We start from the raw sequence: 26670 nt of genomic DNA, 5'->3' as shown, positions 1-26670 counted from the left end.
GAACGGAATGAATCGGCGTATGCGATGGGCGATGGGCACGACCTTGGTGGTTTTGGCCGCCACGTCCCCAAGCCTGGCGCAGGACCGCACACTCCACACCCCGCCTGATCCCGAAGCCTTTCGTAATCCTCCGCCCGAGGCGCGCGCGCGCGCCCTTTATCCCTGGACGAACGGCAACGTCACCAAGGACGGGATCGACGCCGATCTTCAGGCGATGCGCGACATCGGACTTGGCGGCGCGATGGTGGTCGACGGCGGCAACGATGGCTCCACGGGGCCTGCCGACATGCTGACCCCGCAATCACTCGATCTGCTGGCGCATATGATCGGCAAGGCCGACCAGCTCGGTCTCAAGGTCGGGCTACGCTGGTCCTCGACGGGCGGGCCGTGGATCACACCCGAACAGGCGATGCAGCAAATCGTGTGGACCGAAGCCCGTGTAAGCGGCGACGGCGAGGTACCCGTCAGCGTCCAGCTGCCCCAACCCTATACCCGGCTTGGTTCCTATCGCGACGCCGCCGTGATCGCCTTCCCCGCTTCGCCCGGCGACGAGAGCGCCTATCGCGACGCGGTGGAGGCGATGGAGGCGGAGATGTCGATCGTGCCATCGACGCTCACCGATCATGACCCGGGCAGCGCGGTCGAAATCTCGCCCGCAGCGCCGCTGGTCGTGACGATGAAGGCGCCGTTCGCCGCACAGTCGGCAACGATTCAGGCGGCCACGCCCGCGTCGCCCTTCTCCACCACGGTCGAGGCATCGGCCGACGGCATCACCTGGTCACGCATCGGCAAGGTCGAAATCGCCACCAATGCGCCCGCCACCCTCAACTTCGCGAGCGTCGAGGCCACGCTGTTTCGCATCACACCATCGTCGAGCGTGCAGATCGCCGAGGTGCTGCTTCATGCGACCCCGCGCTTTGACAGCGGGAAGGCCAAGGCAGGGAAGCCGCCGCTCGACCTCAAGGCGCGCTATGCGATCGATCCCGCGCAAATCATCGACATCAGTGCGCATGTCGATGCGACGGGCATCCTCAACTGGACGCCCCCAATTGGTGAGTGGACCGTGCTGCGCCTTGGCCACACCCCGACCGGCCAGCTTGAGGTCGATCGGCTCAGCGTCGCCGCGGTCGACCTTCAGTTCGACAACACGATCGGCAAGCTGGTGAAGGCCGCCGGGCCGCTGGCCGGTAAGGCGTTCGATAACGTCGCAATCGACAGTGTCGACACGGACCTCCAGAACTGGACACCCGCGCTTCCCGCCGATTTCCAGAAGCGCAACGGCTATGCGATCACGCCCTATCTGCCCGCACTGACCGGACGGATTGTCGGCGACCTCGATATCTCCAACCGCTTCCTGTTCGATTTCCGCCGCACGCTCGCTGGTCTGCTGGCCGACAGCTATTATGGCCGGATGCAAACGCGCGCGACTGGCGCCGGCCTCAAGCTGATCGTCCGGAGCGACGGCCCGGGCGCGTTCGACGCGCTGCAGCTCTCAGGCCGCGCGCAGGTCCCGATGGTCGGGTTCAGGTCGGACGCACCAAACCAAGCGCTCCAAATTGCCACCTCCGCCGGGCACGTCTACGGCAAGACCGTCATCGCAGCCGAGGCCAAGGCCAGCCGCGAACCGGACGCCCCCTATGCGCTGAAGCCCCCGGTCGACCGGCTATTCGCACAAGGGGTCAACCAGCTCCTCCTTCATCGCGGCGGCCCTCAGGCGAAACCCTGGTCGGACTATCTGTCGCGCAGCCAGTATATGCTGCGGCAGGGCATCCACGTCGCCGACCTGCTCTACTTCGTCGGCGAGGATGGCCCGGCCGGCCATGACCGCCCACAGGCCCCCGCCGGGTACCAACATGACCTGGTCAATGCCGAAGTGCTGCTGACCCGCACCAAGGTGAAGGACGGGCGGATCGTGCTGGCCAATGGCGCAACCTATCGCCTGCTCGTCATCCCGCGGGATATCCCCGGGATGACGCCGCAGCTCGCCGCCAAGGTACGTGAGCTGGTCGAGGCGGGAATGGTGGTGCTGGGGCCAAAACCGGCGCACCCGATGACACTGGCGGGCAAGGCGGACGGTGACGCCACCTTCCGCGCCGCGATGGATACGATCTGGGGTGACGGCAAGGCCGCGCGCAAGGTCGGCGCGGGCCGCGTCTTCCCAGGCGGATCGGTCGCCGATGCGTTGACCGCGCTGAAAGTCGCGCCCGATGCCGCGTGCCGTACCGCAACGCCCGACGGGCAGCTCGCCTGGCTGCACCGCAAGGCCGGGCCGACCCATCTCTATTTCGTCGCCAACGACAAACGCCGGGCCGAACGCGTCACCTGTACCTTCCGCGTCGGCAGCGCCGCGCCGTCATTATGGGATGCCGAGACCGGCGCCATTACCCGTGCGGCCTTGTTCAAGACCGAACGCGACTGGACCGAGGTGACGTTCGATCTCACGCCCGCCGGATCGACGTTCATCACGCTCGATTTCGCGGCCGGCGCGCGGCGGGTCGATTGGGTGGCGAAGGATGGGGTGCGCTTCATCGACACCACCGCCGCGCTCGCGCCGGCGCTGGTCACCGCACCGGCCGAAGTGTCGCGTGACCGCTATGGCGACCTTCAGGCGCTGGTGTGGGAAAGCGGCGCCTACATCACAAGCGATGGGGGTAGATTCAAGGCCGAAGTGCCCGCGCCGGTCCCGGTCGCCGGGCCGTGGGGGCACGCTCTTCCCGGCGGCCGCACCATCGACATCCCCGAGGACGTGATCCGAAAGGGCCGTCGCATCTTCCTTGACCTCGGCCGGGTCGAGATGCTGGCGGGGGTCAAGGTCAACGGCAAGGATTTGGGGGTGACCTGGAAGGAGCCCTATCGCGTCGACATCACCGACGCCGTGAAACCGGGAAGCAACGCGATCGAGCTTGCGGGCTCCGGACTGCTCGGCCCGGTGCGGGTGGTGTTCGCGGATCTGGTGAAGGTCGAATAGCGCGATCCTTCATCGCGTCGGCCGCTGGAGCACCGCGACGCCCTCGATCGGCAAGGCCACGCTCGACACGCTTCCGCCGCCCAGGATGTCGATCATCGGCTCGGGCAGCATCACCGTTCGCTCCGCGCGGCCATGGTTGATCAGGATGACGATCCGCCGCCCCTTCCCCTCGCGCGTCATCAGCTCGACGTCGGCGGGAACGGCGAAGTCGCGCATGATACTCGCCTCCTTCAGCGCGTCGTCGATCAGCGTCTTCATGACCACATCGCTGACCAGTGCGCCGACATAGGTGATGCGCCCGCCACCGACCTCGCGGCTGATGGCCGCGGGCTTGCCGTCCAGCCAGCCATTGGCCTTGCCGTAGCGCAGTACCACTTGCGTGTCGGGCGCCGCCGTGGACAGCTGCTCCGCCCAGATCGTCGCCTTTCCGCCGCCCACTTCCACCGGCTCGTCGAGCGCATAATATTGCTCGACCTGGCCACCCAGCAACGCGGCGAGCGGCCCAGGTTGCCGCACCGGCTGCAGCGCATTGTACCGGTCCTTCATGCCCGAACGCGGCCCCAGGATCAGGTGCCCGCCGCTATGGACATAGGCCTCGAGCTTGGCGGCAAGCTCTTCGCTGATGACGTTCAGGCTCGGCGCGACGACGACGCCATAGACGCCCAGCGGCGCCGTATCCGCCTCGACGATGTCGACCGCGCCGAGCGCGTCCTTCAACGGCCGGTAGTAATCGAGCAGCACCTCGATCTGGTCATAGTCACGATGATGCGGCTGAAAATCGATCGCCCAGCGGCTGGGATAGTCCTGCAGGATCGCGGCCGGCGAAACCGGGTGTGTGCCGGCGATCACCGGCGCCGCCCTGGCCATCTCGCGCCCGATCTGCGCGACCTCGGCATAGATCGGAAGCGGCTTGCCGTCCTGGCCGACCAGCGCGCCGTGCATCGTTTCCTGGCCGTTGCGGGCGTTGCGCCATTGCCAATAGAGGATGCCGTCCGATCCGTGGCCGATCGCCTGCCACGCCATGCGCCGCGTCTCGCCGGGATGGAGCATGTTGCTGACCCCGGCCCAGTTCACATAGCCGGGCTGGATTTCCATCACCCAGAAATTCTTCTGCTTCCACCCGCGCACCAGATCGTGGGTCGCGCCGTTGCGATCGGGCTTCAAATGCCCCGAACCGACATAATTGTCCCAGGAAGTGAAATCGAGGTCGCGGTTGGCGGCATAGCGATCGAACCGGTTGGCCCAGCCCAGCCCGCCGAAATTGACCGTGACGAACTGGCGGGGATCGGCATGCGCGCGGATCGCGTCACGCTGATTGCGATGGAAGTCCACCCATTGCGACGTGATGAAACGCTTCACTTCCAGCATCCAGCCGGGATTGGCCTTGTCGCTGCTGAACGGGACCTGCTCCCAGGCGCTATAGGTCTGCGACCAATATTGCGTGGTCCACGCGTCGTTCAATTTGTCGAGCGTGCCGTAGCGCGCCTTGAGCCACGCGACCCATGCCGCCTTCGCCTCGGGATCATAGCTCTCGTCGCTCGGCTCATTGCCGATCTGCCAGCCGATGACATTGGGTTCCTTGCCCAGCGCCGTGGCCATGCGGGTCGCGATCTCCCGGCAAAAGGCGCGATAGCGGCTCGACGAGATCGAGAAGTGCCGCCGCATCCCGTGCGCCACAGGCGTGCCGTCGCTGCGGATCTGGACCACGTCGGGATATTTGCTCGTCATCCAGGCCGGCGGCGTATCGCTCGGCGTGCCGACCACCACCTTGATGTCGTATTTCGCCGCCAACCGCACCGCGCGAACCAGCCAGTCCATGTCGTACTTGCCTCCCTCCGGCTCCATCCGGCTCCAGGCATATTCGCCGATCCGCACGACGTTCGCGCCTTGCGCCTTCATCAGGCGCAGATCCTCTTCCCAGCGTTCCTCAGGCCATTGCTCGGGATACCAGGCCGAGCCGAGCCACAGCGTCTCGAACTGCTGCTGGCCCGCCGGCGCATCGGTCTGAGCCGCAGCGGGCAGCGCCGGCGAAACGGCCGCGAGCAACGCCGCCGCCAACAACCGCATCATGCCGTTACGGCCTTCTGGTCAAAGCCCTTCGAGCTATCGATCAATGCGAACAGCCCCGCCGCGATCAGCACCATCAGCGCGACACCCTGCACCGGCAGATCATAGCTGCCGGTGCCCGCGATGATGTAGCCGGTCGCAACGACGCCGACGAAGCCGCCCAGATTGCCGAGCATGTTCATGAAGCCAGTCGCAGTGCCGCCGAAGCGCCCACCGATCGACATGCACATCGCCCAGGCCGAGGGCAGCATCAGGTCCATCACGGCAAAGCTGGTGGCGGCCAGCATGACGACCATGATCTTGTCGTGCGTCACGCTCATCGCCAGCAGCAGCAGCGCGGTGACCGCGAGGCACACGCCGGTAATCAGACGATAGGCGAGCTTGTATCCGATGCGCGCACCGATCCGGTCGCTCAGCACGCCACCGATCAGGTTGCTGACGATGCCGAGCAGGAACGGGATCGCGGCGTAGAAGGCCATTTCGCTCTGGCTAAAGCCGCGGCCATTGACGAGCCATTGCGAGAACCAGCCGAAATAGAACCAGCTGCCGAAGGCGTAGAAGAAATAGGCGATACCGATCAGCCAGAGCTGCGGCAGGCCGAGCAGCCTGCGCCACGGCGTGCCCGAATGGCCGGGGCCCTCATCCTCGCCGATTTCCGCGATCTCCTGCGCCGTGATGCCCGGCTGGTCGGCGGGGCGATCATGGTACCAGCGCCACCACAATATCGCCCAGAGGAAGCCGACCAGGCCGAGGATGACGAACACCATCTTCCAGCCAAGATGCGTGTTGAGCGGCACCAGCAGCAGCGGCGCCAGCGCCCCGCCCAGCCGGCTCGCCGCCCAGATCACGCCCTGCCCGCGCGCCCGCTCGCGCTTGGGAAACCAGCGATAGAGCACGCCCGACATGTTGGGATAGGCACCCGCCGCGCCGAGACCGAACATGAAGCGCGCCACCGCCAGCTGCCAGAAATTATGGCACGCCGAGGTGATCGCGGTGAAGAACGACCACCAGATTGTGATCCGGGTCAATTCCTTGCGATAGCCAAAGCGGTCGCCGATCGCGCCCGACGGCACCTCGAACACGGCATAGGCGAAGGTATAGGCGCCCAGCACCCAGCCCCATTGCGCCGGGGTGATGCCCAGATCCTGCTGGATCGCCGGTCCGGTGACCGCGATCGCCATCCGGTCGATGAAGGTGATGACCGACAGCGCGGCGAGCAGGCCGAGCACGCCATGGCGCTTCTTCACTTGATGAGGCCCTTGAGCACTTCTGCCGCGCGCAGCATCCCGAGCTCAGGGCTCGACAGCATCGGCGCCTTGACCGCGCCCTTGGGCAAGCTCGCAACAACACGCGCCATCGACGCCTGCGCCAGCACGATCGCATCAACATCGGCCAGCGCGGTCGTGAGTGCTTCGCCGACGATGCGGTCGTGGGTCGCGCCGTCGCCGGCCATTACCGCGTCGAACGCGCCCTCGCACAGATGCGGGAGAAGCTCGATCGCCTTGCCCTGCTCGGCGGCGACGCGGCGGACGAGATCGGCGGTGGGATCGAGCGTGGTGGAGAGTGTCGCCACAACGCCGATCCGAGTCGCGCTGGCCACCGCCTGCTCCGCCATGGCGCGATCGACGCGCAATACCGGCTGATCGTACAGCTCCGCCGCCATCTCGACCGCGCGGCCGATCGACGAACAGGTCACCATCGCCACGTCGCACCCGGCATCGAAGGTCGAACCGACCAGCCGGATCACCTGCCGCATCGTCGACTTTTGCAGATGCCCCGCCGCGATCGTGTTCTTGATCGTGCTTTCGTCGACGAAATGGAGGATGCGCACATCGGGCATTACCCGCGCCGCGATCTCGTTGAACACCCCCGCCAGCATCGGCGAATTATGGACGAGCCCCAGCGTCGGCATCGGCAACCCTCTCTATCTTGTGAATTCGTGCGTGCCCGCTCCCGCTTCGAAGCGGGTCAGGCCATCGTCTTCGCGTGCGTTCGGCACGCCGCGCCAGCCAGTGCCGGGCAGTTCGACCTCGGCAACGGCGTTGGCGGGCACGGTCAGCGCGAAGCGGTTGAGGCCATCGGCATCGCCGCCGGTCTCGGTCGCGATCGGGCCCACCGGGGAGTCGAATCGCACCGTGACGCGACCGACTTGCGGCAGCCATACCGGCCGCGCCGCGATCCGGCGGAAGCCGGGCGACGCCGGCGCGATTCCCCCGAGGCGACGGTAGAAGAAGCCGACGACCGCGCCGAACGCATAATGGTTGTAGCTGTTCATGCTGAGATCGCCGGTGTCGCCGTTCCAGCGTTCCCACACCGTCGTCCCGCCCCGCTGCGGCATATAGCCCCAGCTGGGGTAGCCGGTCTGGAGCAGCAGGCCGGAAACCTCCTCCCACAGCCCCGCCTCGGCCAGAACGTCGAGCAGGTAAGGCGTCCCGAGGAAGCCGGTCGAAAGCTTCATGCCCCGCCCGTGAATCTCGTCCGCCAGCACCCGCGCCGCCGCCGCACGCCGCGCTTCCGGCACCAGCCCGAAGGCGAGCGACAGGACCTGGCTGGTCTGGCTGCCATTGCCGCATGCGCCGTCCGCGTCGACGAACTCGGCGCCATAGGCATCGCGGATCGCCGCATGCAGCGTGCGATAGCGGGTCGCGTCGGCATCGCGCCCGATCGCCGCCGCCATCTCCGCCATCAGCTCGGCGCTCCACGCCCAGTAGGCAGTGGCGCAAAGGATGCGCGGCGTGGTCTCGTCATCGGGCTTGATCGCATCGACCGACAGCCAGTCGCCGAGGTCGAGGCCACGGTCGTTGCGCCAGACATGATCCGGATTGGTGCGCGCGACATAGGCCATCCAGCCCTGCATCGCGTCCCAATTCTCGTCGATCACCGCGGTATCGCCGTAACGCTGCCATAGCTGCCACGGCAGGATGATCCCCGCCTCGCTCCATCCCGCCGTCACGACATCGGGGAAGGACAAGGGCTGCGGCACCACGATCGGGTAGGCGCCGTCGTCACGCTGGGCCGCGCGCGCCTCGAGCAGGAAGCGGCGGATGAAGGGATCGACCTCCATGTTGAACGCGGCGGCGTCGAGGAACACCTGGATATCGCCCATCCAGCCCATGCGTTCGTCGCGCTGCGGGCAATCGGTCGGCACCGCGAAGAAGTTCGACCGCTGGCTCCACAGCGCATTGTTCCAGATCTGCTGGAGCAAGGGCGCGTCAGGGAAGGTCATCGCGCCGACTTCGCGGCACGCGCTGTGGACGATCACCCCTTCGATATCGTCGGCGGTCGGCGTGCCCGGATAGCCCGCGACCTCGACATAGCGGAAGCCGTGATAGGTGAAGTGCGGCTCGAAGACTTCGGGCGCGCCGGTACCCGCGAGGGTGAACCGGTCGGTCGCCTTCGCCAGCCGCAAATTGGCGAGGTCCGCCGTTCCGTCCGGGTTGAGCAGTTCGGCGAATTTGGCGGTGATCGTGGTCCCCGCCGGACCGGTGGCGCGGATGCGCACCCAGCCGGAAAAATTCTGGCCGAAGTCGAAGATGAAACGGCCCGGCACCGGTTCGCTGACCGACACCGCGCGGCACACGCCGTTGCGCTCAAGCAAGGGCGAGGTCTGCGCGATCAGCTGCGTATCGGGCGCGACGCCGATCTTCGCGTCTGCCCAGCCCGACGCGTCGAACCCCGGCGCCGACCAGCCCGGCACGATCCGCCGCGCATCGAAGCTCTCGCCATCATAGATTTCGGACTTCAGGATCGGCGAGGTCGCGATCTTCCAGTCCGGCCCGGTCGTTACCCAGTCGTGCGTGCCATCGACATAGTCGATCCGCAGCATCGCGCGGAACCGGCGCGGTGCCGGGCCGAAGCCATAGCGCTCGATCCGCCAACCGAAGGGCGAGGCGTAGAAACCGTCGCCGACGACCGCGCCCAGCGCATTCGCGCCCTGCGCGATCAGCGCGGTAACGTCGTGGGTCTGATAGAGGATGTGGCTCTTCGCGACGGTGATCTCGGGCGCCAGGATCGCCTCGCTCACCTTCTGCCCGTTGATCCGCGCATCATAGGCGCCGAGCGCGGTGGCGTAGAGCCGCGCGGCAACCACCGGCTTGGAAATTTCGAAGCCCGTCCGCAGCAGCATCGCCGGCTCGCTCGGCCGGGGATCGCCCCGCGCCCAACTGGTGCTCGGCACCACGCGCGCCCAGCCGCGCGCATCGAAACCGGTGTCAGTCCAGCCTTGTGGCGCATCGGGCATCACATGAAAGGCGCTGCCGGCGATCCGCTCGACGCTGCCGTCCGCCCGATGCAACCGGATCAACGCGGCAAAGGCGCCGCCATCGACCGGGAAGAAGCCGGTCGTGTCCGCCTCGACCAGCGCGCAGACGCTGTTGCGGCCGGGCCTGACCTTACCCTCATAGGGCGCGAGCGTGCCCCAGAAGGGGAGATAGGTGTCCCAGTCGAAATGCCAGTCGAGCGGCGACTTGACGCCGTTGACCCACACGCCACGCAGGTGATCCTTGCCCGCGACCAGCACCTCGGCCCGCACCAGATCGGCGGGGGCTTCGAAGTCGATGCGGAAGGCGTGCGGACGCGCGTCGAGCGAGGTTTCGCCCCACACCCAGCTCACCCCAACGGCGCGATCGGCGGCGGCATTTTCATCCTCCGCCTCGATCCACTCGCCGCGCCAGTCGTCGGGCGAGAGCAGGCCGGCTTCGAACCAGGCGGGATCGGAAGTGGCCCCATCGGCCTCCACGGTCCACCATATGCGCTGCATCGGGCCAAGCGCCGGGCCGCCATAGGCGATGTCGAACGTCGCATCGCTCGCGATCGTGCCGCTGTCCCAGAGCAGGTCGCCCGCGGCCAGCGCCGCAACGCTCGCCGCGGCGCGGATGCGATAGCCTGTCTGCTTCTCCGCATCCTCGATCCGCCACGACAGGCGCGGATGCGCGACCTGCGTGCCCAGCAGATCGACGGTATATTCGGCGCGAAGATCGGTGACCCGCATCACAGGTCCAGTCCGAGGCGGTAGATGCGGTTGGCATTGCCGCCGAACAAAGCCGCGCGCTCGTCCGCCGAAAAATCCGCGGTGATCGCGTCATAGGCGTCGAAATGCTGGTCGAAGCTGCCGAACAATTTGTCGGTGGGGAAGTTGCTGGCGAACATCGCGCGCGCCGTGCCGAACAGCTCGATCGTCTCGCGCACATAGCTGCGCGCCTGATCGACATCCCAGGGTCGCCAGGTGAAGCCCATTCCGGAGATCTTGACCGCGACATTGGGCAAAGCCGCTAACGCAGCCATGCCGCGTCGCCACTCGCCCCAGCCATCGGCGTCGCCAGGGATCGCCATGCCGGTGTGGTTGAGGATTACCTGCGTGTCGGGATGCCGGGCGATCAGCTGCGCGAGATGCGCGAACTGGCCGGGATAGGCCTGGAGGTCGAAGCTCAGATCGAATTTTCTGAGCAACCCGAAGCCGCGCATCCACGCGCTGGTCGTCGTGACATCGACGGGCGAGTAGCTGCGCGCCGGATCGGAATGCCAGTTGATGATGTGTCGGATGCCGCAGACATTGGCATGCTCGACATGCGCGGCGAGCAGCGTCTCGACCTCAGGGTCATCCAGCGCCGCGAAGGCGACGATGCCGCTCGGCATCCCGCGCGCATCGGCCATGGCCTGAAGCCACTGCGTTTCCTTGAGCGCGTCCGCCGGGTCCGCCCCCGCGTCGATATGCACGATCCCGCGCACGTCCCACTGCCCGGCATCGGCCAGATAGGCGTCGAGCGGGTAATCCACCGCGATCGGTTCGACGCTGCCATTGGGATTGTCGGTATCGAACGGCCCGGTCAGCCACGGATAGCGGATGTGGCCAAGGTCCCAGAGATGGACATGCGGATCGACGAGGGGCGGACGGTTGTGCATGTCAGTAGGTCGCGCGCCCGCCCGAGGTGTCGAACACCGCGCCGGTCGAGAAGCTCGCCTCTTCGCTCGCCAGGAAGCAGATCATCGCCGCATTCTCGTCCACCGTGCCGAAGCGTCCCATCGGGATCTTCGAGAGCATGAAGTCGATATGCGCCTGTGTCATCTGGTCGAAGATCGCGGTCTTGACCGCCGCCGGGGTCACCGCGTTGACGGTGATATTGTCCTTGGCCAGTTCCTTGCCCAGCGATTTGGTCAGACCGATCACCCCCGCCTTCGACGTCGAGTAGGCGCTGGCGTTGGGATTGCCTTCCTTGCCGGCGACCGACGCGATGTTGACGATGCGGCCATAGCCGTTCGCCTTCATGTGCGGGATCACCGCCTTGTCGCAGAAGAAGGTGCCGTTGAGGTTGATCGCGATCACCTGCTGCCACGCGTCGGAGGGGTAGCTCTCCAGCGTGGCGTTGGGCCCGGTGATCCCCGCCGAGACGACGAGGATGTCGAGCCGGCCGAGCCTGGCGGCGACATCCGCCGCCGCCGCGATCACCTGCGCCTCGTCCGACTGGTCGACCTTGGCGGTGTGTGCCGCGAAATCGCAGCTCGCCAGCGCATCGTCGGAAATGTCCCACACGCTGACCTGCGCGCCCTCGGCCGCCATCCGCTCTGCGGCGGCGCGGCCGATGCCCGCTGCGCCGCCGGTGACGACCGCGACGCGGCCCTCGAAGCGGCCGCTCACTTCGCCGGTGCCCATGCGACGAAGTCCTGGCGCTGCTCGCCGAGCTTCTCGATGCCCAGCTCGACCACGTCGCCGGCCTTGAGGTACCAGGGCTCGGGCTTCTGACCGAGGCCGACGCCCGGCGGGGTGCCGGTGGTGATGACATCGCCCGGAAGCAGCGTCATGATCTGCGAGAGGTAGGAGACGATCTGCGCGACGGTGAAAATCATCGTCCTGGTATTGCCGTCCTGCATCTTCCTGCCGTTGACCGACAGCCACATCGACAGGTTCTGCGGATCGCCGACCTCGTCGGCGGTGACCATCCATGGACCGATCGGGCCGAAGGTCGGAAAGCCCTTGCCCTTGTCCCAGGTCATGCCGCGCTCGGTCTGCCAGTGGCGCTCGGACACGTCGTTGACCACGCAATAGCCGGCGACGTGGCTGAGCGCGTCGGCTTCGGACACGTTATGCGCGGCGGTACCGATGACGATGCCCAGCTCGACTTCCCAATCGGTCTTCTTCGAATCCTTGGGGATGGTGACGGGGTCGTTCGGCCCCTGAATGCAGCTCACCCATTTGTTGAACACCACCGGCTCCTCGGGGATCGGCAGGTTGGATTCGGCCGCGTGATCGGCATAGTTGAGGCCGATCGCGACGAACTGACGCGTGCCGGTGACGCAGGGGCCATAGCGCACATCGCCTTCCACCAGCTTGAGCGTGGTGGGGTCGACGCCCGCGAGGTTCGCCAGCGTTTCCTTCGACAGGGTCTGCGCGTCGATATCGGCGACATAGTTGGACAGGTCGCGGATGCGGCCATCGGCGTCGATCAGGCCGGGCTTTTCGGCGCCGGGAGCGCCATAACGGCAGAGCTTCATGGGTCTTCCTTCGGTCTTGAATGTCAGTCGTTTGGATAGGGGCGATGGAGCGCGATGTCGCGGTTGAGCTCGACGCCGAAGCCGGGCTTGTCGAGTTCGCTCGCGCGGATCTTGCCGTTCACCGGCACCGGCTCGCCCAGCAATTGCGGCGCGAACATCGGCACCACCTCGGTCGGTCCCGGATGCATCATCAGGAACTCGGCGAAGGGCGAATTGTGGCGCGTCACCACGAAGTGATAGCTGTAGACCGACGATCCGTGCGGGACCATCAGCACGCCCTTCTTGTCGGCGTCGTCGGCGATCTTGATCAGCTCGGTCACGCCGCCGCACCAGCCGACATCGGGCTGGATGATGTCGCAGCACTCCATCTCGAGCAGCATCCTGAAGCCCCAGCGGGTCGATTCATGCTCGCCGGTGGTGACGAGCAGGCCGTCGGGGGCATTCTTCTTGAGCTGCGCATAGCCCCAATAATCGTCGGGCGAGAGCGCTTCCTCGATCCACTTCAGGCCGCACTCATCCCATGCGCGATGCGCGAGGCGGGTCGCGTAATCGATGTCGAGCGCCATCCAGCAATCGTACATCAGCCAGAAATCGTCGCCGCACTTGGCCCGCATGTCGGCGAGCAGGGCAAGGTTCTTGTCCATCCCTGCCTCGCCCTCGGCGGGGCCGTGATGGAGCGGCAGCTTGCCGCCGATAAAGCCCATTTCCTTGGCGAGGTCGGGCCGCGCTCCGGTGGCGTAGAACTGCATCTCGTCGCGCACCGCGCCGCCGAGCAGGTGATAGACCGGCTCCTGCCGCAGCTTGCCGAGCAGGTCCCAGATGGCGAGGTCGACGCCCGAAATGGCGTTCACGACCAGCCCCTTGCGCCCATAATATTGGGTCGAGAAGTACATCTGATCCCAGATCGTCTCATAGTCCGACGGGTCGCGACCGATCAGGAAACGCGACAGATGCTTCTCGACGATGAAGCAAGCGGGTTCGCCGCCGGTCGTGACGGCAAAGCCGATCGTGCCGTCCTCGGCCTCCAGCTCGACCACCAGCGTGCCGAGCACGTTGATGCCGAAGCTCTGGCGGCTCTGGCGATATTCGGGATATTTGGACATCGGCGTCGCGATGTGATCGTCGATCCAGTGGCCCGCGCCCTGATCGTGATAGTCCGCGCCGCCCCCGCGCACCGTGTAGGCGCGGACATGTTTGATCTTCGGAAGACCCACGAATTTCCCTTCGTTCATCGTGCGGCACCATCCAGCACCAGCACCCAGTCATTGCCGGCCGTGGCCTCGCCCGGCGGATCGAAACGCTTCACGCCGCGATTGGCGAAACCGCCCACGGGCGTGAACTTGCCGTCGCGCGGCGAGTACCATTGTGCCTTGACCCGGTTGCCCGCGATCGCGCCCAGCTTCAGCGTGAAGGGGCGGCCGGTATGGGTGTAAGCGAAGGCATAGGCCTTGCCCCGGCTCGCCAGCACGCGATCGTAGCGGACGCCATTGTCGGCGATCATGGTCTGGTCGGGCACGCGCTCGAGCATCGGCCGCGACTCGATGAGGGTGCGCAGGTGTCGCATCTGGTCGGCGCCCGGTGCGCCGGGCGCGGTCAGCGACGTGTCCCAGCGTTGATTAGGTTCGAAATTGGCATCCTTCGAACCGGCGACGAACATCTGCATGACGTGGTTTTCGCCATAAGTATGGCCGAACGCGCCGGCCATCACGCCCCACCACGCGTAGCGGCGCACGTCCGCCGCCTGCCAGCGCGGCTGGTTCGGCTCGTGCAGGCCGTGCGGGATATTCTCGTAGCTCGGCTCGCCGTCGATCGTCGGCTTGGGCGGGGTGCGGGCGAGGTCCTGCTCGACATAGCGCCAGTTGTCCTCGCCGATCGCGTTCGCGCCTTCCTGCGCGTAGCTGCGATGACCCGACTGGAACATGTTGAAGTCCAGCCACGGCGCCTGGTGCCATTGCCACGACGATGTGGTGCGGCCGATCGGATGGAAGGTTATCAGCTGCTTGGGCGCGATCTTCTTGATCGTGGTGCCGAGCTTGTCCCACACCGCCGCGCGCATCTCCGAGCGCGTGTCGCCGCCGTTGAGCCAGATGACGTTGGGCGCCTTGCCATACCGCTCGGCCAGGAAGCGGCCATAGCTTTCGACATTCTTCTCGTTGAGCTGACGCTCCATCGCGAGGTCGCCCCAGGCGGGCACCATCGCGACATAGATGCCGTGCGCCGCGGCGCGTTCGACCACCCAATCGAGGTGATCCCAATAGTCATACTCGCCCGCCTTGGCAGGATTCTTACCCGGGGTGGTGCGCGGCTGCCCAGGATCGCCGTCGATCAAAGCAGGCGCATCGTAGCGGTTGGTCATCTTGTCAGTGTGCAACACCATCACCTGGACGACGTTGAAGCCCTGACGCTGGCGCGTGGCGAGATAATGCTCGGTCTCTTCGCGGTCGAGGCGGCTGAGCAACAGCCAAGCGGTGTCGCCCAGCCAGAAGAAGGACTTGCCACCCGCCTCCAGATAGCGGTGATTGGCCGAGACGCTGAGCGGCGGCGTCTGCGCGGCGGCGGGTGCCGTCGCCAGCACGGCAAGGCCGGTCAGCAGAAATCTCGAAGCCATCCCTACACTCTCCCAAGCCCGCCTCTGCCTGCGCAGCACGGGTCACTATCGACGACCAGGGATTCGACACCTCCAGTCGTCGTACAATTTAAATATAATAGTATTATTTGGTCAAGCGTTTCGATGCGCGAAAGCTGCCGGAGCGGGGCCGCCGGTCGCCCAGTCGAGCAGTTCGATCGAGTGGACGACAGGGAAGCTACCATGGCGGGCGATCTGCATCGCGCAGCCGACGTTTCCGGTGGCGATCACATCGGCCTGCAATCGCGCGAGATTGGCCGCTTTCCGGGCACCGAGCTGGCCTGCGATATCCGGCTGGAGGATGTTGTAGGTGCCCGCGGATCCGCAGCAGAGATGCGCTTCGGCGGGCGTACGCACGGTGTAACCGGCGGCGGCGAGCAGCCGTTTGGGCGCATCGGTGACCTTCTGCCCATGCTGGAGCGAACAGGCGGCGTGATAGGCAACGGTGAGGCCGCGCCCGTCGCCCGGGGGCAGATCGATCTCGGCGAGCAGCTCGGAGACATCCTTCGCCAGCGCCGACACGCGTATCGCCTTGTCGGCATAGGCGGGATCGTTGCGCAGCATGAAGCCATAGTCCTTGATCGTGGTGCCGCAGCCCGATGCGGTCACGACGATCGCCGCCAGTCCGCCGCCCTCGATCTCGCGCATCCACGCATCGACATTGCGCCGCGCGGCGTCGAGCCCGTCGGCCTCGCGGCCCATATGATGGACCAGCGCGCCGCAGCAGCCCTCGCCGGCGGCGAACACCACGTCATAGCCGGCGCGATTGAGCAGACGGATCGCGGCGGCGCGATATTCGGGTTTGAGCACGGGTTCGGCGCAGCCCTGAAGCAGCGCGATCCGGCCTTTGGTACCGGGCACCGTCGCATTCACAGGGGCGACCGGAGGAGGTACCCGCTTCGGTGCCATCGCCAGCATCGCCGCGAGCGGCTTCACCCCCGCGACCAGTGGGGCGAAGGGCCGGCTCAGTTTCGCGAGTATCAGCGCCGCGCGGAAGCGGCCGGGATAGGGCAGGATCGCCGCGAGCAATCGCCGCACCGCGCGCTCATGCCACGGGCGGCGGTAATTCTCGTGAATGTACGCCCGCGCATGATCGACCAGGTGCATATAGTTCACGCCCGAGGGGCAGGTGGTCATGCACGACAGGCAGGAGAGGCAGCGGTCGATATGCTTGACCGTCTCCGGCCCCGGCTTGCGCTGGTTCTCCAGCATGTCCTTGATCAGATAGATGCGCCCGCGCGGGCTATCGAGCTCGTCGCCGAGCAACGCATAGGTCGGGCAGGTCGCGGTACAGAAGCCGCAATGGACGCATTTGCGGATCACGCCCTCGGACGAGGCCATTGCCGGGTCGGCCAGCTGATCAGGGGTGAACCGGGTTTGCATCTAGAAGCGCCCTGTTTCGAATATGCCGTCCGGGTCGAAGGCGCGGCGCACGCGTGTCTCGATCCCGGCCAGAGCGGGAGGTTGCGGGTGAAGTGTCGAGACGGCGCCGCGCATCGCCTCGCTGGCACGAACCAGCGTGGCATGCCCGCCCGCCGCCTCGGCAGCCGCGCGGATCGCGACGGGATCGGCCGCGCTTGCCAGCCAGATCAGTCCGCCCGCCCAGTCGAGCAGCCATTCCGCACCCGGTAGCGCGGCGATAACGCTGGGCGCCTGGCCGGGTGCGACGATCAGCCGCCATAGCGGCCATTCGCGTGGCAGCGGCGAAACATCGCGCACGGCGCGCCACAGCGCATCGCCATCGTCGATTGCTTCGAATTCGGGCAGCATCGCCGCGCGCGCCGCGACCGATTCCGCGAAACCGTCGAGCCGCAGCGCGGTCATCGCCTCGCCCCGCCAGTCGCGCAGATGAGCGGCGGCGGTAACTTCCGCCGCCGATCCCAGCGCGCGCGCCATCGCCGCGACCGCCCCGGCCGGATCGAGGCCGCGGATGACCAAAGTCAGCCGCGTGCGCGGCGCGGGCAGGACCTTGAGCGTCAGCTCGGTCAGCGCGGCAAGCCGGCCCCAGCTTCCCGCCATCAGCTTGGGCAGATCGTAGCCGGTGACGTTCTTGACCACCTTCGCCCCCGCGACGAAACGTTCGCCGCGTCCCGAGACGGCGGTGAAGCCGAGCAGATGATCGCGCGCGCCGCCACGCGACAGCCGCGCGGGGCCCGCTACGCCCGCCGCGATCACGCCGCCGATGGTCGCGCCGCCATCATTGCCGAGCATCGCACCGTGATCGAACGGATCGAAGGCGAGCATCTGGCCTTCGCTCGCGACGAGTGCCTCGATCTCAGCCAGCGGTGTGCCGGCGCCGACGGTGAGGACGAGTTCGGGCGGGTCGTAGTCGATCACGCCCGCGAAGCCGCGCATGTCGACGATCTGTGCATCGCACGGCGCGCCGATCGCATCCTTGGTACCGCCACCGCGAAGGCGGAATTTGGTGCCGGAGGAGATGACCTCGCACAGCTCCCCGATGGAAGCGGGACGGATCATTGCCCACCTCTACCGTCACCCCGGCCTTGTGCCGGGGTCCACCGGGAGGCTGGCATGAAACAAGAGGCGCCAGTGCATCGGACGAGGGGGAGCCGTGGACCCCGGCACGAGGCCGGGGTGACGGTGGGGGTTGGGGCGAGGGTCGGGATCATCAAAAGCGCGGAAGATCGGGGAATGGCACTTGGCCGCGATGGACGTGCATGCGGCCAAGCTCGGCGCAGCGGTGCAGTTCGGGGAACATCTTGCCGGGGTTGAGCAGCAGCTCAGGGTCGAACGCGCATTTGACCCGCTGCTGCTGGGCGAGATCGGCCTTGCTGAACATCGTCGGCATCAGGTCGCGCTTCTCGACCCCGACGCCATGCTCGCCGGTGAGCACACCGCCGACCTCGACGCAGAGCCTGAGGATATCCGCCCCGAACGCCTCGGCGCGTTCGAGCTGACCAGGCTGGTTCGCGTCGTACATGATCAGCGGGTGGAGATTACCGTCGCCGGCATGGAAGACGTTGATGACGCCAAGGCCATATTGATCGGACAGCGCCTTCGTCCGCGTCAACACTTCGGGAAGCCGCCGCCGCGGGATCGTCCCGTCCATGCAATAGTAATCGGGCGAGAGCCGACCCGCTGCCGGGAACGCCGCCTTGCGCCCGGCCCAGAAGGCAACGCGCTCGGCTTCGTCGGCCGAAGCACGCACCGACACCGCGCCATTGGCGCGGGCGATGCGTTCGACCTCGCCGGTCAGATGGCCGCATTCCGCCGAAGGGCCGTCCAGTTCGACGATCAGCAGCGCCTCGACATCGAGCGGATAACCAACCTGGACAAAGGCTTCGGCCGCATGGACGGCGGCGCGGTCCATCATCTCCATGCCGGCGGGGATGATCCCGGCGGCAATCACCTCGGCGACGCATTGGCCCGCGCTCTCGACGCTCGGAAACCCGATCAGCAGCGCCTTCGCCGTTTGCGGCCGCGGCAGGATGCGGACCGTGACTTCGGTGACCACGCCGAGCAGCCCTTCCGACCCGACGATCACTCCGAGCAGGTCGAGCCCCGCCGGCTCCAGCCCGCGCCCGCCAAGGCGCACGACCTCGCCCTCGATCGTCACCAGCTCGACGCCGAGGACGTTGTTGGTGGTGAGGCCGTATTTGAGGCAATGCACCCCGCCCGAATTCTCGGCGACGTTGCCGCCGATGGTGCAGGCGATCTGGCTCGAGGGATCGGGGGCGTAGTAGAAGCCGGCGTCTTCCACTGCTCGCGTAATGGCGAGATTGGTGACACCCGGCTGCACCACCGCGACGCGATCGGCATAGTCGATATCGAGGACGCGGTTGAATTTCGCCATGCCGAGCAGGATGCCGTCGGCGAGCGGCAACGCCCCGCCCGACAGCGAGGTCCCCGCGCCGCGCGGCACCACCTTGACCCGGTTGGCGTGACACCAGCGCAGCACCGCCGCGACCTGCTCCACCGTCTCGGGCAGCACCACCAGCAGCGGGATCTGCGCATAGGCGGTGAGTGCGTCGGACTCATAGGGCCGCAGCGCCTCGAGCTTGTCGATCACGCCCTCGCCGGGGACGATCGCGCGCATCGCCGCCACGATCTCCGCCCGCCGCGCCAGTATCGCGGCATCGGGCGGAGGCATGACGAGCGACACGCCGGAGGGCCTATTGCAGGTTCACGAAGGCGCCGCCGTCGACCAGCAGCGCCGCGCCGGTAACGTACGCCGCCATGTCGGAGGCGAGGAACACGATCGGCCCGGCAAGGTCTTCGGACTCGCCAAGGCGGCCAAGCGGGATGCGCGCGGTCATGCGGTCGCGTTTGTCCTGGTCGGCGAGATCGTCCTTGTTGATCTCGGTCAGGATCGTGCCCGGCAGCACCGAGTTGCATCGGATGCCGTGACGCCCAAGCGCAATCGCCGCCGATTGCATCAGCGAGTGCACGCCCGCCTTGGTCGGGGTGTAGTGCGTCTGAAACTCGCCACCGACCAGCGCCGAGATCGAGGAGACGGCGACGATCGCGCCGCCCTCACCCTGCTTCACCATCTGGTTCGCCGCCGCCTGCACCATGTAATAGGCGCCGTGGAGGTTGACGCGGAAGGTGCGGTCGACCGTCTCGACCGGCATGTCGAGGAAGGCGTGGAACGGGCAGATGCCGGCGTTGGAGACCATCACATCGACGCGACCGAACGCCTCGACCGCCTTGTTCACGAAATCGGCCGCGGTCTCGGGCAAGGCGACGTCGCCCTTCACCGCGAGGCCGCGCTGCCCGAGCGCCTCGATCTCGGCAACGCATGAGGCGGCCTTGTCGTCGGATGAGGCATAGTTGATCGCGACATTCGCGCCGTGCTTTGCCGCGCCGATCGCGGCGGCGCGACCGATCCCGGTCGATCCGCCGGTGACCAGCACGGTCTTGCCTTCGAGAAGCTTCATTTCACACCTTCAGCAAGGATCGAGCGGTCAATCGCTTCGATCCGGTTGACCCCGGTCAGCGTCATCGCGACCTTCATTTCACGCGCGATCAGGGCGAGCAGCTTGGCGACGCCCGCCTCACCCTGCGCCGCGAGCGCATAGACCCAGGCACGGCCGAGCAGCACGCCGTCCGCGCCGAGCGCGAGCATTCGCACGACATCGAGCCCGGTGCGGATACCGCCATCGGCGAGGATGGTGAGCTTGCCGCCCACCGCATCGGCTATCGGTGGGAGCGCACGGGCGCTGGAGAGCACGCCATCGAGCTGGCGCCCGCCATGGTTGGAGACGACGATGCCGTCGGCACCGATCGCCGCCGCCTCGCGCGCGTCCTCGGGATCGAGGATGCCCTTGATGATCAGCGGGCGATCCCATTCGGCGCGGATCCAGTCGAGATCCTTCCACTGGATCGACGGATCGAAATTCTTGCCCAGCCAGCCCATATAATCGGAAAGGCCGCTGTCCTTGCCGAGCACCGGCGCCAAATTACCCAGCGTGTGCGGGCGGCCCATCAACCCGACATCCCATGCCCAGCGCGGCTTGCCGATCGCCTGCAGGATCTGTCGCAACCGCGCGTTGGGCCCGGCCATGCCCGAATGCTCCGAACGATAGCGCGCGCCAGGAATCGGCATGTCGACGGTGAACACCATCGCCTCCGCGCCCGCCGCCTTCGCCCGCGCGATCAGGTCACGCATGAAGCCGCGGTCGCGGATGACATAGAGCTGGAACCAGAAGGGGTCGGCCGCCCGCGCCACCTCCTCCAGCGGGCAGATCGAGACGGTGGAAAGACAGGTCGGGATACCCGCCGCCGCCGCCGCGCGCGCCGCCTGAACCTCGCCGCGGCGGGCATACATGCCGCTGATCCCGACCGGCCCGAGCGCGACGGGCAGCGCCACCTCACGCCCGAACAGGGTGGTCTTGAGATCGACGTGCGCGACATCCTTGAGCACGCGCTGGCGCAACGTCACCGAAGCGAGATCGCTGACGTTGCGAGCCAGCGTCACCTCGTCATAGGCACCGCCCTCGGCATAATCGAACAGGAAGCGCGGCACGCGCCGCTTCGCCGCCTTCTCGAAATCATGGGACGAGGCAATGATCATGCGGCACCCTTTCCGGCGGCTGTCGGAGCGAGAGGGTATAGCATCAGAAGGAGGTGAACAGCGCTTCGCGGGCAAGGCGCAGCGCGGTCACCGCGTCGTGGCGATCCTGCGCATCCTGCATCGCTTCGAAGTCGAGCTTGTCGAGCGCCCGCTCGATGCCCTTCAAGAAGCTGATCGCGCCATTGGCGACCGCCACCGAATCCTCGCGGAACGGGAACTGGTCGAGCTGCCACACGCCCTCCCACTTGTTCTTGCGCAGCGTGTAGAAGAATTCGAACAGCTCGATCGGGTGGACCGATCCGGCCATCAGGTCATCGTCCCAGCCGCGGAAATTGTCGTTCACGTCCATGCCGAACAGGCGCCCGTGATCGATCGCGAGTTGCGCCGAATCCGCCGGGCTCTCGCCGCCATACAGCGCATGGCCGAAGTCGAGCAGGATGCCGACATTGGGCAGCCCCATCCGCTCGATCCCGAGCAGGGTGCGCGACACGCTGTCATAGCTCATGTGGCAGCGCGGCTCGCGCGGCTTGTACTCGATCACGAAGTTGAGGTCGGGGTTCTGGCTGGCGAGCTCGCCGATCCCCTCGACGCTTTGCTGCCATAGCTTGCGATGATCGACCTGGAACGGATAGTCCCAGCCGTCCTGCCCCGGCCACAGCTTCACATAGTCCGCGCCGAAGCGGCGCACGACGTTGGCGGCGTCGTTGCACATCTCGTTCGCCAGGCGGCGGATGCCGGGATCGGGGTTGGTGAAGGCGCCCTTGGCGAACTGGCGGGTGTAGATTTCCGGCGTGATGCCGATGACCGAGAGGTTGTTGCGCTTGAGCGCAGCCTCGACCGTGTCGAGCGACAGGCTCGGGTCGACAAAGGGGTAGTTGATGTCGACCACCGACAGGTCGTCGACTTGCCCGGCGATATCGATCATCTCGATCAGCGAGCGCGCCGGGCCATAGCCGTCGGTGGCGTAGCGATCGACAAAGGTCGCGAAGTGCCAGATGCCGGCACCGTATTTCTGATTGCTCACGTGCATGTTCCTTGTTGCAAGGAGGTGCGGCGCCGGGCGCCGTAAGGGTTCAGGCGACCAGGACCTCGACGCCCGCCGCCTCGATCGCGGCGCGGTCTTCGTCGCGGATGCCGGCGTCGGTCACCAGCAGGTGCACCAGGTCGATCCCACCGAGCGCGGTGAACGAGCGCAGCCCGATCTTGCTCGAATCGGCGACGAGGATGACCTTCTCAGCCGCCTCGATCATCGCACGCTTGACCGGGATGTCGGACAGCGCGGGATAGGTGAGGCCCGCTTCCAGATCGATCGCCGCGGTCGCGAGAAACAACTTCTGGACGAACAGGCCGCGGAAATAGTCCGCGCTGCGGTCGCCGGAGAGCGACAGCGTCGGCGCCTTGAAATGGCCGCCGGTCATATGGACCTCGAACCCCGGCTCGGCGCCGAGCATCAGTGCGATGTTGAGCGCGTTGGTGATCACGGTCATATCGCGCCGCCCGGACAGCTGCGTCGCGACCTCGGTCGTGGTCGATCCCGAATCGAGGATGATCGTCTCGCCATCGCCGACCAGCGCGGCGGCGGCGCGGCCGATGCGCTGCTTGGCGTCCATATTCTCGTGATGCTGCAGCGCCATCGCACGCACCTGTTGCGTCACCGATTTCAGGAACGCGCCGCCATGCTCGCGGACGATATGACCGTCCGACTCGAGCTTCTCCAGGTCCTGGCGGACGGTGACTTCGGACACGCCGAACGCCTCGGCCAGGCTGCGCACGCGCGCGCTGCCCTCTTCCTGAAGCCATTCGAGGATCTTGTTCCGGCGTGCCTCGCCGAGCATCCGCGCGCGTCGTTCACCGCTCATGCGCGGCCCACGATGCGACATGCGCCGCGGAAGAGCGCCCCCTGGCTGGACGAAACCGACATCCCCGCTCCTGCCTATCTGCCTGATTTGGCACCCGTTCGGGACCATCCGGCCCTCTCCCCTAGCTAACGCAGCCTTTCGGCTCTTGTCAATTTTTACCCATATCGATAGAAAACGAAGATATTCGAAACTTCGATCGATATCGCATATAATATGACTATTATTGCGTTCGATTACAACATCCGCTATCCGGCGGGCAGGAGAGGGTATGAGTAGAGTCGGACTGGAACGCCGGGAGACGGCTGTGCGCACGCTGGAAAGCCGTGCCACGCACGTCCGTGAGCGTGCCAATTGGATGCGCCGCCGGCTGCTCCGCATGATCGTCGATGCCGGCCAAGGCCATCCGGGCGGCGACCTTTCGTCCGCAGACGTCATCGCCACGCTTTATTTCGACATTCTTCGGATCGAAGGGTCCGCGCCCACCGCTCCGGACCGCGACCGTTTCGTGATGAGCAAGGGGCATTGTACCGGCGCGCTCTATACCGCGCTGGCCGGGGCCGGTTTCTTCGAAGAGCAAGAACTCGAAACCTACCTCAAGCCCGAGTCGCGGCTCAACGGGCACCCCAACCGCACCTATCTGCCCGGCGTCGAGACCAATACCGGTCCGCTCGGCCACGGCCTGCCGGTCGCGGTCGGCATCGCGGTGGCAGGTCAGATCGACCAGGCGGACTATCGCGTCTTCGTGCTCACCGGCGACGGCGAGCTGCAGGAAGGCAGCATGTGGGAAGCGGCGATGTTCGCCGGGCATCGCGGCCTTGGCAACCTCACCGTGATCGTCGATCGCAACCGGCTTCAGCAGGGCGCGGGGACCGAAGATACCAACGGCCTTGAGCCGCTCGCCGACAAATGGCGCGCGTTCGGTTGGGACGTCGTCGGGGTCGATGGGCATGACCACGCCGCGTTGCTCGAAACCTTCGACCGCGCGGCCGAGCCGCGTGAGCGTCCGCTCGTCATCATCGCCGACACCCACAAGGGCCAGGGTGTCAGCTTCATGCGCGACCAGGCCGGCTGGCACCACGGCGTGCCGAACCCCGAGCAATATGCCCAGGCGATTGCAGAACTCGAAGCGGAGATGAACTGATGGCCGCCGCAGCACCCGCCGCCGGTCTGTTCGACTGCCGCGACGCCTATGTCCGCACGGTCGAGGAACTCGCCGCCAATGACAGCCGCATCGTCGCGGTCGTCAACGATTCGGTCGGCTCATCCAAGCTCGGCAAGTTTCGCGAGCGTTTCCCCGATCGCCTGATCAATGTCGGCATCGCCGAGCAGAATATGGTCGGGGTCGGCGCCGGCCTCGCCAATGGCGGCAAGATCCCGTTCGTCAGCGGCGCCGGCTGCTTCCTGACCGCGCGCGCGATGGAGCAGATCAAGGCCGACTGCGCCTACAGCCAGCAGAATGTGAAATTGTGCGGCATCTCTTCGGGCGTCGCCTATGGCGAGCTTGGCGCGACGCACCACAGCATCGAGGACGTCGCCTGGCTTCGCGCCATCGACAAGCTGACCGTGATCGTCCCCGCCGACCCGTGGGAGACGGCCGAGGCGATCAAGGCCGCCGCCGCCCATGACGGCCCGGTCTATATCAAGATCAGCCGTATGCCCGTGCCCGCACTCGAGCGCCCCGAAGGCGCGGCCTTCGCGATCGGCAAGGGCGAGGTGCTGCGCGCAGGCAGCGACATCGCCATCGTCGTCAACGGCACGCTGGTTCACCACGCACTGGCCGCGGCCGAGGCGCTCGCTGCCGAAGGTATCGCGGCGCGTGTCATCAACATGGCAAGCGTTTCGCCCCTCGACACCGATCTGATCGCCGCCGCGGCGCAGACCGGGGCGATCGTCACCGCCGAGGAAGGACTTGCGCAAGGCGGCCTTGGTGGCGCGATCGCCGAATATTGTGCGCAGCACGATCCAGTGCGGATGCGGATGCTCGGCTTCCCCGGCTTCCTGCCGACCGGTTCGGCCGCGTGGCTGATGGAGCGCTACGGCCTGTCCGCCACCGGCATCGCCGCCGCCGCGCGCGAGCTGCTGGGCAGCAAGGCCGCCTGATGTCCGGTCCGGTCATCCTTGCCATCGATCAGGGCACCACCAACACCAAGGCGCTGCTGGTGGCGCCCGACGGGTCGGTGCTGCTGTCGCGTTCGCGGCCGATGCAGGTGATCTATCCGCAGCCGGGCTGGGCCGAGCAATCGGCGGCGGACATCTGGGACGCGGTCGCCGCGCTGATCGACGAGCTGGTCGCGGCGGCACCCGACGCGCAGATCGCAGCACTCGCCATCTCCAACCAGCGCGAGACGGTGGTGCTATGGGAGGCGGACACCGGCCGGCCGATCGCACCGGCGGTGATCTGGCAATGCGCGCGCTCGGCCGAACGCTGCGCCGCATTGCGCGCAGCCGGTCTCGAGGAGGCCATCGCGTCACGCAGCGGGCTCGGCATTGACCCGCTCTTCCCCGCCGCCAAGATCGGTTGGCTGCTCGACGCCATCCCCGGCACCCGCGACCGCGCGGCGGCCGGCGAGATCCGGGCCGGGACGATCGACAGCTGGCTGCTGTGGAATCTCACCGGCGGGCAGGTGCACGCTACCGATCACAGCAACGCCTCGCGCACCCAGCTGTTCAACCTCGACACGCTCGACTGGGATCCGGAACTGACGCGCATTTTCGACGTGCCGCTTTCCATCCTGCCGCGCATCGCGCCGTCGGACAGCGGTTTCGGTACGGTGGCGCCGGGCCTGACGGCACTGCCGACGGGCACACCGGTCCAGGTGTTGCTGGGCGACAGCCATGCCGCATTGTTCGCGCACGGCATCCATGCGCCGGGCCGGGTCAAGGCGACGATCGGCACCGGCAGCTCGTTGATGGCCGCGACCGACCGCCGCGTTCGCTCGTCGCGAGGGCTGTCCAGCACGATCGCATGGAGCCACGCCAAAGGTGGTGCACAGCACGCGATCGAGGGCAATATCTCCGTCTCAGGCCATGCCGCCGCGTTCGCGACCGCGCTGCTTGGTTTAACCGACGAGCAAGCGCTCACCGATCTTGCCACAAGCGTCGAGAGCAGCGAAGGCGTGGCCTTCGTCCCCGCGCTCGCGGGTCTCGGCGCGCCGCACTGGAACACCGACGCCCGCGGCACGATCAGCGGGATGACGCTGGGCACCCGCCCGGCGCATATCGCGCGTGCGACGCTGGAGGCGATCGCGCTCCAGATCGGCGATGTGCTCGACGCGATCACCGCCGATTTGGGGATCGACCTTCCCGAACTGTCGATCGACGGCGGCGCGGCGCGCAACGCACTACTCGCGCAGATGCTCGCCGATCTGACCGGGCGCACGATCGTCCGGCCCGAAATCGCCGAAGCGAGCGCGCTCGGCGTCGCGCGCATGGCTGCGCAGGCGCTCGGCCTCGCGGAAACGCCAGCACCCGCCGCCACCGACCGTTTCGAACCGGTACTGACCACCAGCGCACGCACGATGATCCGGCGCAACTGGCGCGAGAGCGTGGCGGATGTCGTCGCCCGCGCCAACCGCGCGCCGCCGGACTGAGGACTCAAAGAAACTACCGACAGAGAGGCGGAACACCG

Annotated in this window: 20 protein-coding genes; 4 read left to right on the top strand and 16 right to left on the bottom strand. The window is 66.8% G+C overall.

Features of this window, described 5'->3' with window-relative positions:
* Nucleotides 1-7 precede the first annotated feature (7 nt).
* Nucleotides 8-2968, top strand: a complete 2961-nt coding sequence (locus tag AC07M1_RS02830; protein WP_495161052.1) for a glycosyl hydrolase — start codon at nucleotides 8-10, stop codon at nucleotides 2966-2968.
* Between the two features lie 9 nt (nucleotides 2969-2977).
* On the opposite strand, the gene AC07M1_RS02825 is transcribed toward AC07M1_RS02830, so the two are convergent.
* From AC07M1_RS02825 to AC07M1_RS02750, 16 genes are all read right to left on the bottom strand, one after another.
* Nucleotides 2978-5038: a beta-galactosidase gene (locus AC07M1_RS02825; protein WP_495161051.1), complete on the bottom strand. Its 2061-nt coding sequence runs from the start codon at nucleotides 5036-5038 to the stop codon at nucleotides 2978-2980.
* Entirely contained in the window at nucleotides 5035-6282 is a 1248-nt protein-coding gene (locus tag AC07M1_RS02820; protein ID WP_495161050.1) for an MFS transporter, read from the bottom strand. Before AC07M1_RS02820 ends, AC07M1_RS02825 begins: the two co-directional genes overlap by 4 nt.
* The gene (locus AC07M1_RS02815) at nucleotides 6279-6947 is read right to left on the bottom strand and encodes an aspartate/glutamate racemase family protein (protein WP_495161049.1); all 669 of its coding nucleotides are present in this window, start codon (nucleotides 6945-6947) and stop codon (nucleotides 6279-6281) included. The genes AC07M1_RS02820 and AC07M1_RS02815 overlap by 4 nt, the downstream gene beginning before the upstream one ends.
* Nucleotides 6948-6959: 12 nt before the next feature.
* Nucleotides 6960-10025 carry an alpha-L-rhamnosidase gene (locus AC07M1_RS02810; RefSeq protein ID WP_495161048.1) on the bottom strand — a complete coding sequence of 1022 codons (3066 nt, stop codon included), beginning with the start codon at nucleotides 10023-10025 and terminating at the stop codon, nucleotides 6960-6962.
* Nucleotides 10025-10936: an amidohydrolase family protein gene (locus AC07M1_RS02805; RefSeq protein WP_495161047.1), complete on the bottom strand. Its 912-nt coding sequence runs from the start codon at nucleotides 10934-10936 to the stop codon at nucleotides 10025-10027. Before AC07M1_RS02805 ends, AC07M1_RS02810 begins: the two co-directional genes overlap by 1 nt.
* A 1-nt stretch (nucleotide 10937) precedes the next feature.
* On the bottom strand, nucleotides 10938-11684 hold the full coding sequence (locus tag AC07M1_RS02800; protein WP_495161046.1) for an SDR family oxidoreductase: 747 nt from the start codon (nucleotides 11682-11684) through the stop codon (nucleotides 10938-10940).
* Nucleotides 11666-12523, bottom strand: a complete 858-nt coding sequence (locus AC07M1_RS02795; RefSeq protein WP_495161045.1) for a fumarylacetoacetate hydrolase family protein — start codon at nucleotides 12521-12523, stop codon at nucleotides 11666-11668. The genes AC07M1_RS02800 and AC07M1_RS02795 overlap by 19 nt, the downstream gene beginning before the upstream one ends.
* A gap of 23 nt (nucleotides 12524-12546) precedes the next feature.
* A complete protein-coding gene (gene rhmD, locus AC07M1_RS02790) occupies nucleotides 12547-13755 on the bottom strand; it encodes an L-rhamnonate dehydratase (protein ID WP_495161044.1) in 1209 nt (402 codons plus the stop codon).
* Complete coding sequence (locus tag AC07M1_RS02785) at nucleotides 13752-15131, bottom strand: glycoside hydrolase family 140 protein (RefSeq protein WP_495161043.1); 1380 nt, start codon at nucleotides 15129-15131, stop codon at nucleotides 13752-13754. Before AC07M1_RS02785 ends, rhmD begins: the two co-directional genes overlap by 4 nt.
* A 111-nt stretch (nucleotides 15132-15242) precedes the next feature.
* Nucleotides 15243-16532 (bottom strand): glycolate oxidase subunit GlcF, encoded by a 1290-nt coding sequence (gene glcF / locus AC07M1_RS02780; protein ID WP_495161042.1) that lies wholly within the window; start codon nucleotides 16530-16532, stop codon nucleotides 15243-15245.
* On the bottom strand, nucleotides 16533-17627 hold the full coding sequence (gene glcE, locus AC07M1_RS02775; protein ID WP_495161041.1) for a glycolate oxidase subunit GlcE: 1095 nt from the start codon (nucleotides 17625-17627) through the stop codon (nucleotides 16533-16535).
* A 151-nt stretch (nucleotides 17628-17778) separates the two neighbouring features.
* A complete protein-coding gene (locus AC07M1_RS02770; protein ID WP_495161040.1) occupies nucleotides 17779-19272 on the bottom strand; it encodes an FAD-linked oxidase C-terminal domain-containing protein in 1494 nt (497 codons plus the stop codon).
* A gap of 10 nt (nucleotides 19273-19282) precedes the next feature.
* Complete coding sequence (lra1, locus tag AC07M1_RS02765; protein WP_495161039.1) at nucleotides 19283-20047, bottom strand: L-rhamnose 1-dehydrogenase Lra1; 765 nt, start codon at nucleotides 20045-20047, stop codon at nucleotides 19283-19285.
* Nucleotides 20044-21183, bottom strand: coding sequence for an FMN-dependent L-lactate dehydrogenase LldD (lldD, locus tag AC07M1_RS02760; RefSeq protein WP_495161038.1), 1140 nt, complete (start codon nucleotides 21181-21183; stop codon nucleotides 20044-20046). The genes lra1 and lldD overlap by 4 nt, the downstream gene beginning before the upstream one ends.
* Before the next feature lie 43 nt (nucleotides 21184-21226).
* The gene (locus AC07M1_RS02755) at nucleotides 21227-22213 is read right to left on the bottom strand and encodes a sugar phosphate isomerase/epimerase family protein (protein ID WP_495161037.1); all 987 of its coding nucleotides are present in this window, start codon (nucleotides 22211-22213) and stop codon (nucleotides 21227-21229) included.
* A gap of 43 nt (nucleotides 22214-22256) precedes the next feature.
* Nucleotides 22257-23042: a DeoR/GlpR family DNA-binding transcription regulator gene (locus AC07M1_RS02750; protein WP_495161036.1), complete on the bottom strand. Its 786-nt coding sequence runs from the start codon at nucleotides 23040-23042 to the stop codon at nucleotides 22257-22259.
* A gap of 268 nt (nucleotides 23043-23310) precedes the next feature.
* Between AC07M1_RS02750 and AC07M1_RS02745 the strand changes: the two genes are divergently transcribed.
* Genes AC07M1_RS02745 through AC07M1_RS02735 form a run of 3 tightly spaced genes read left to right on the top strand, consistent with a single transcriptional unit; the run spans nucleotide 23311 to nucleotide 26632 of the window.
* Complete coding sequence (locus AC07M1_RS02745) at nucleotides 23311-24183, top strand: transketolase (protein ID WP_495161035.1); 873 nt, start codon at nucleotides 23311-23313, stop codon at nucleotides 24181-24183.
* The gene (locus AC07M1_RS02740; protein ID WP_495161034.1) at nucleotides 24183-25142 is read left to right on the top strand and encodes a transketolase family protein; all 960 of its coding nucleotides are present in this window, start codon (nucleotides 24183-24185) and stop codon (nucleotides 25140-25142) included. The genes AC07M1_RS02745 and AC07M1_RS02740 overlap by 1 nt, the downstream gene beginning before the upstream one ends.
* Nucleotides 25142-26632: an FGGY family carbohydrate kinase gene (locus tag AC07M1_RS02735; protein ID WP_495161033.1), complete on the top strand. Its 1491-nt coding sequence runs from the start codon at nucleotides 25142-25144 to the stop codon at nucleotides 26630-26632. Before AC07M1_RS02740 ends, AC07M1_RS02735 begins: the two co-directional genes overlap by 1 nt.
* The last annotated feature ends 38 nt before the right edge of the window (nucleotides 26633-26670 follow it).

The sequence above is a fragment of the Sphingomonas sp. GW821-FHT10C01 genome, assembly GCF_059415525.1.
The sequence above is the reverse complement of the archived record's forward strand: the minus strand, read 5'-3'. Positions and strand labels throughout refer to the sequence as shown.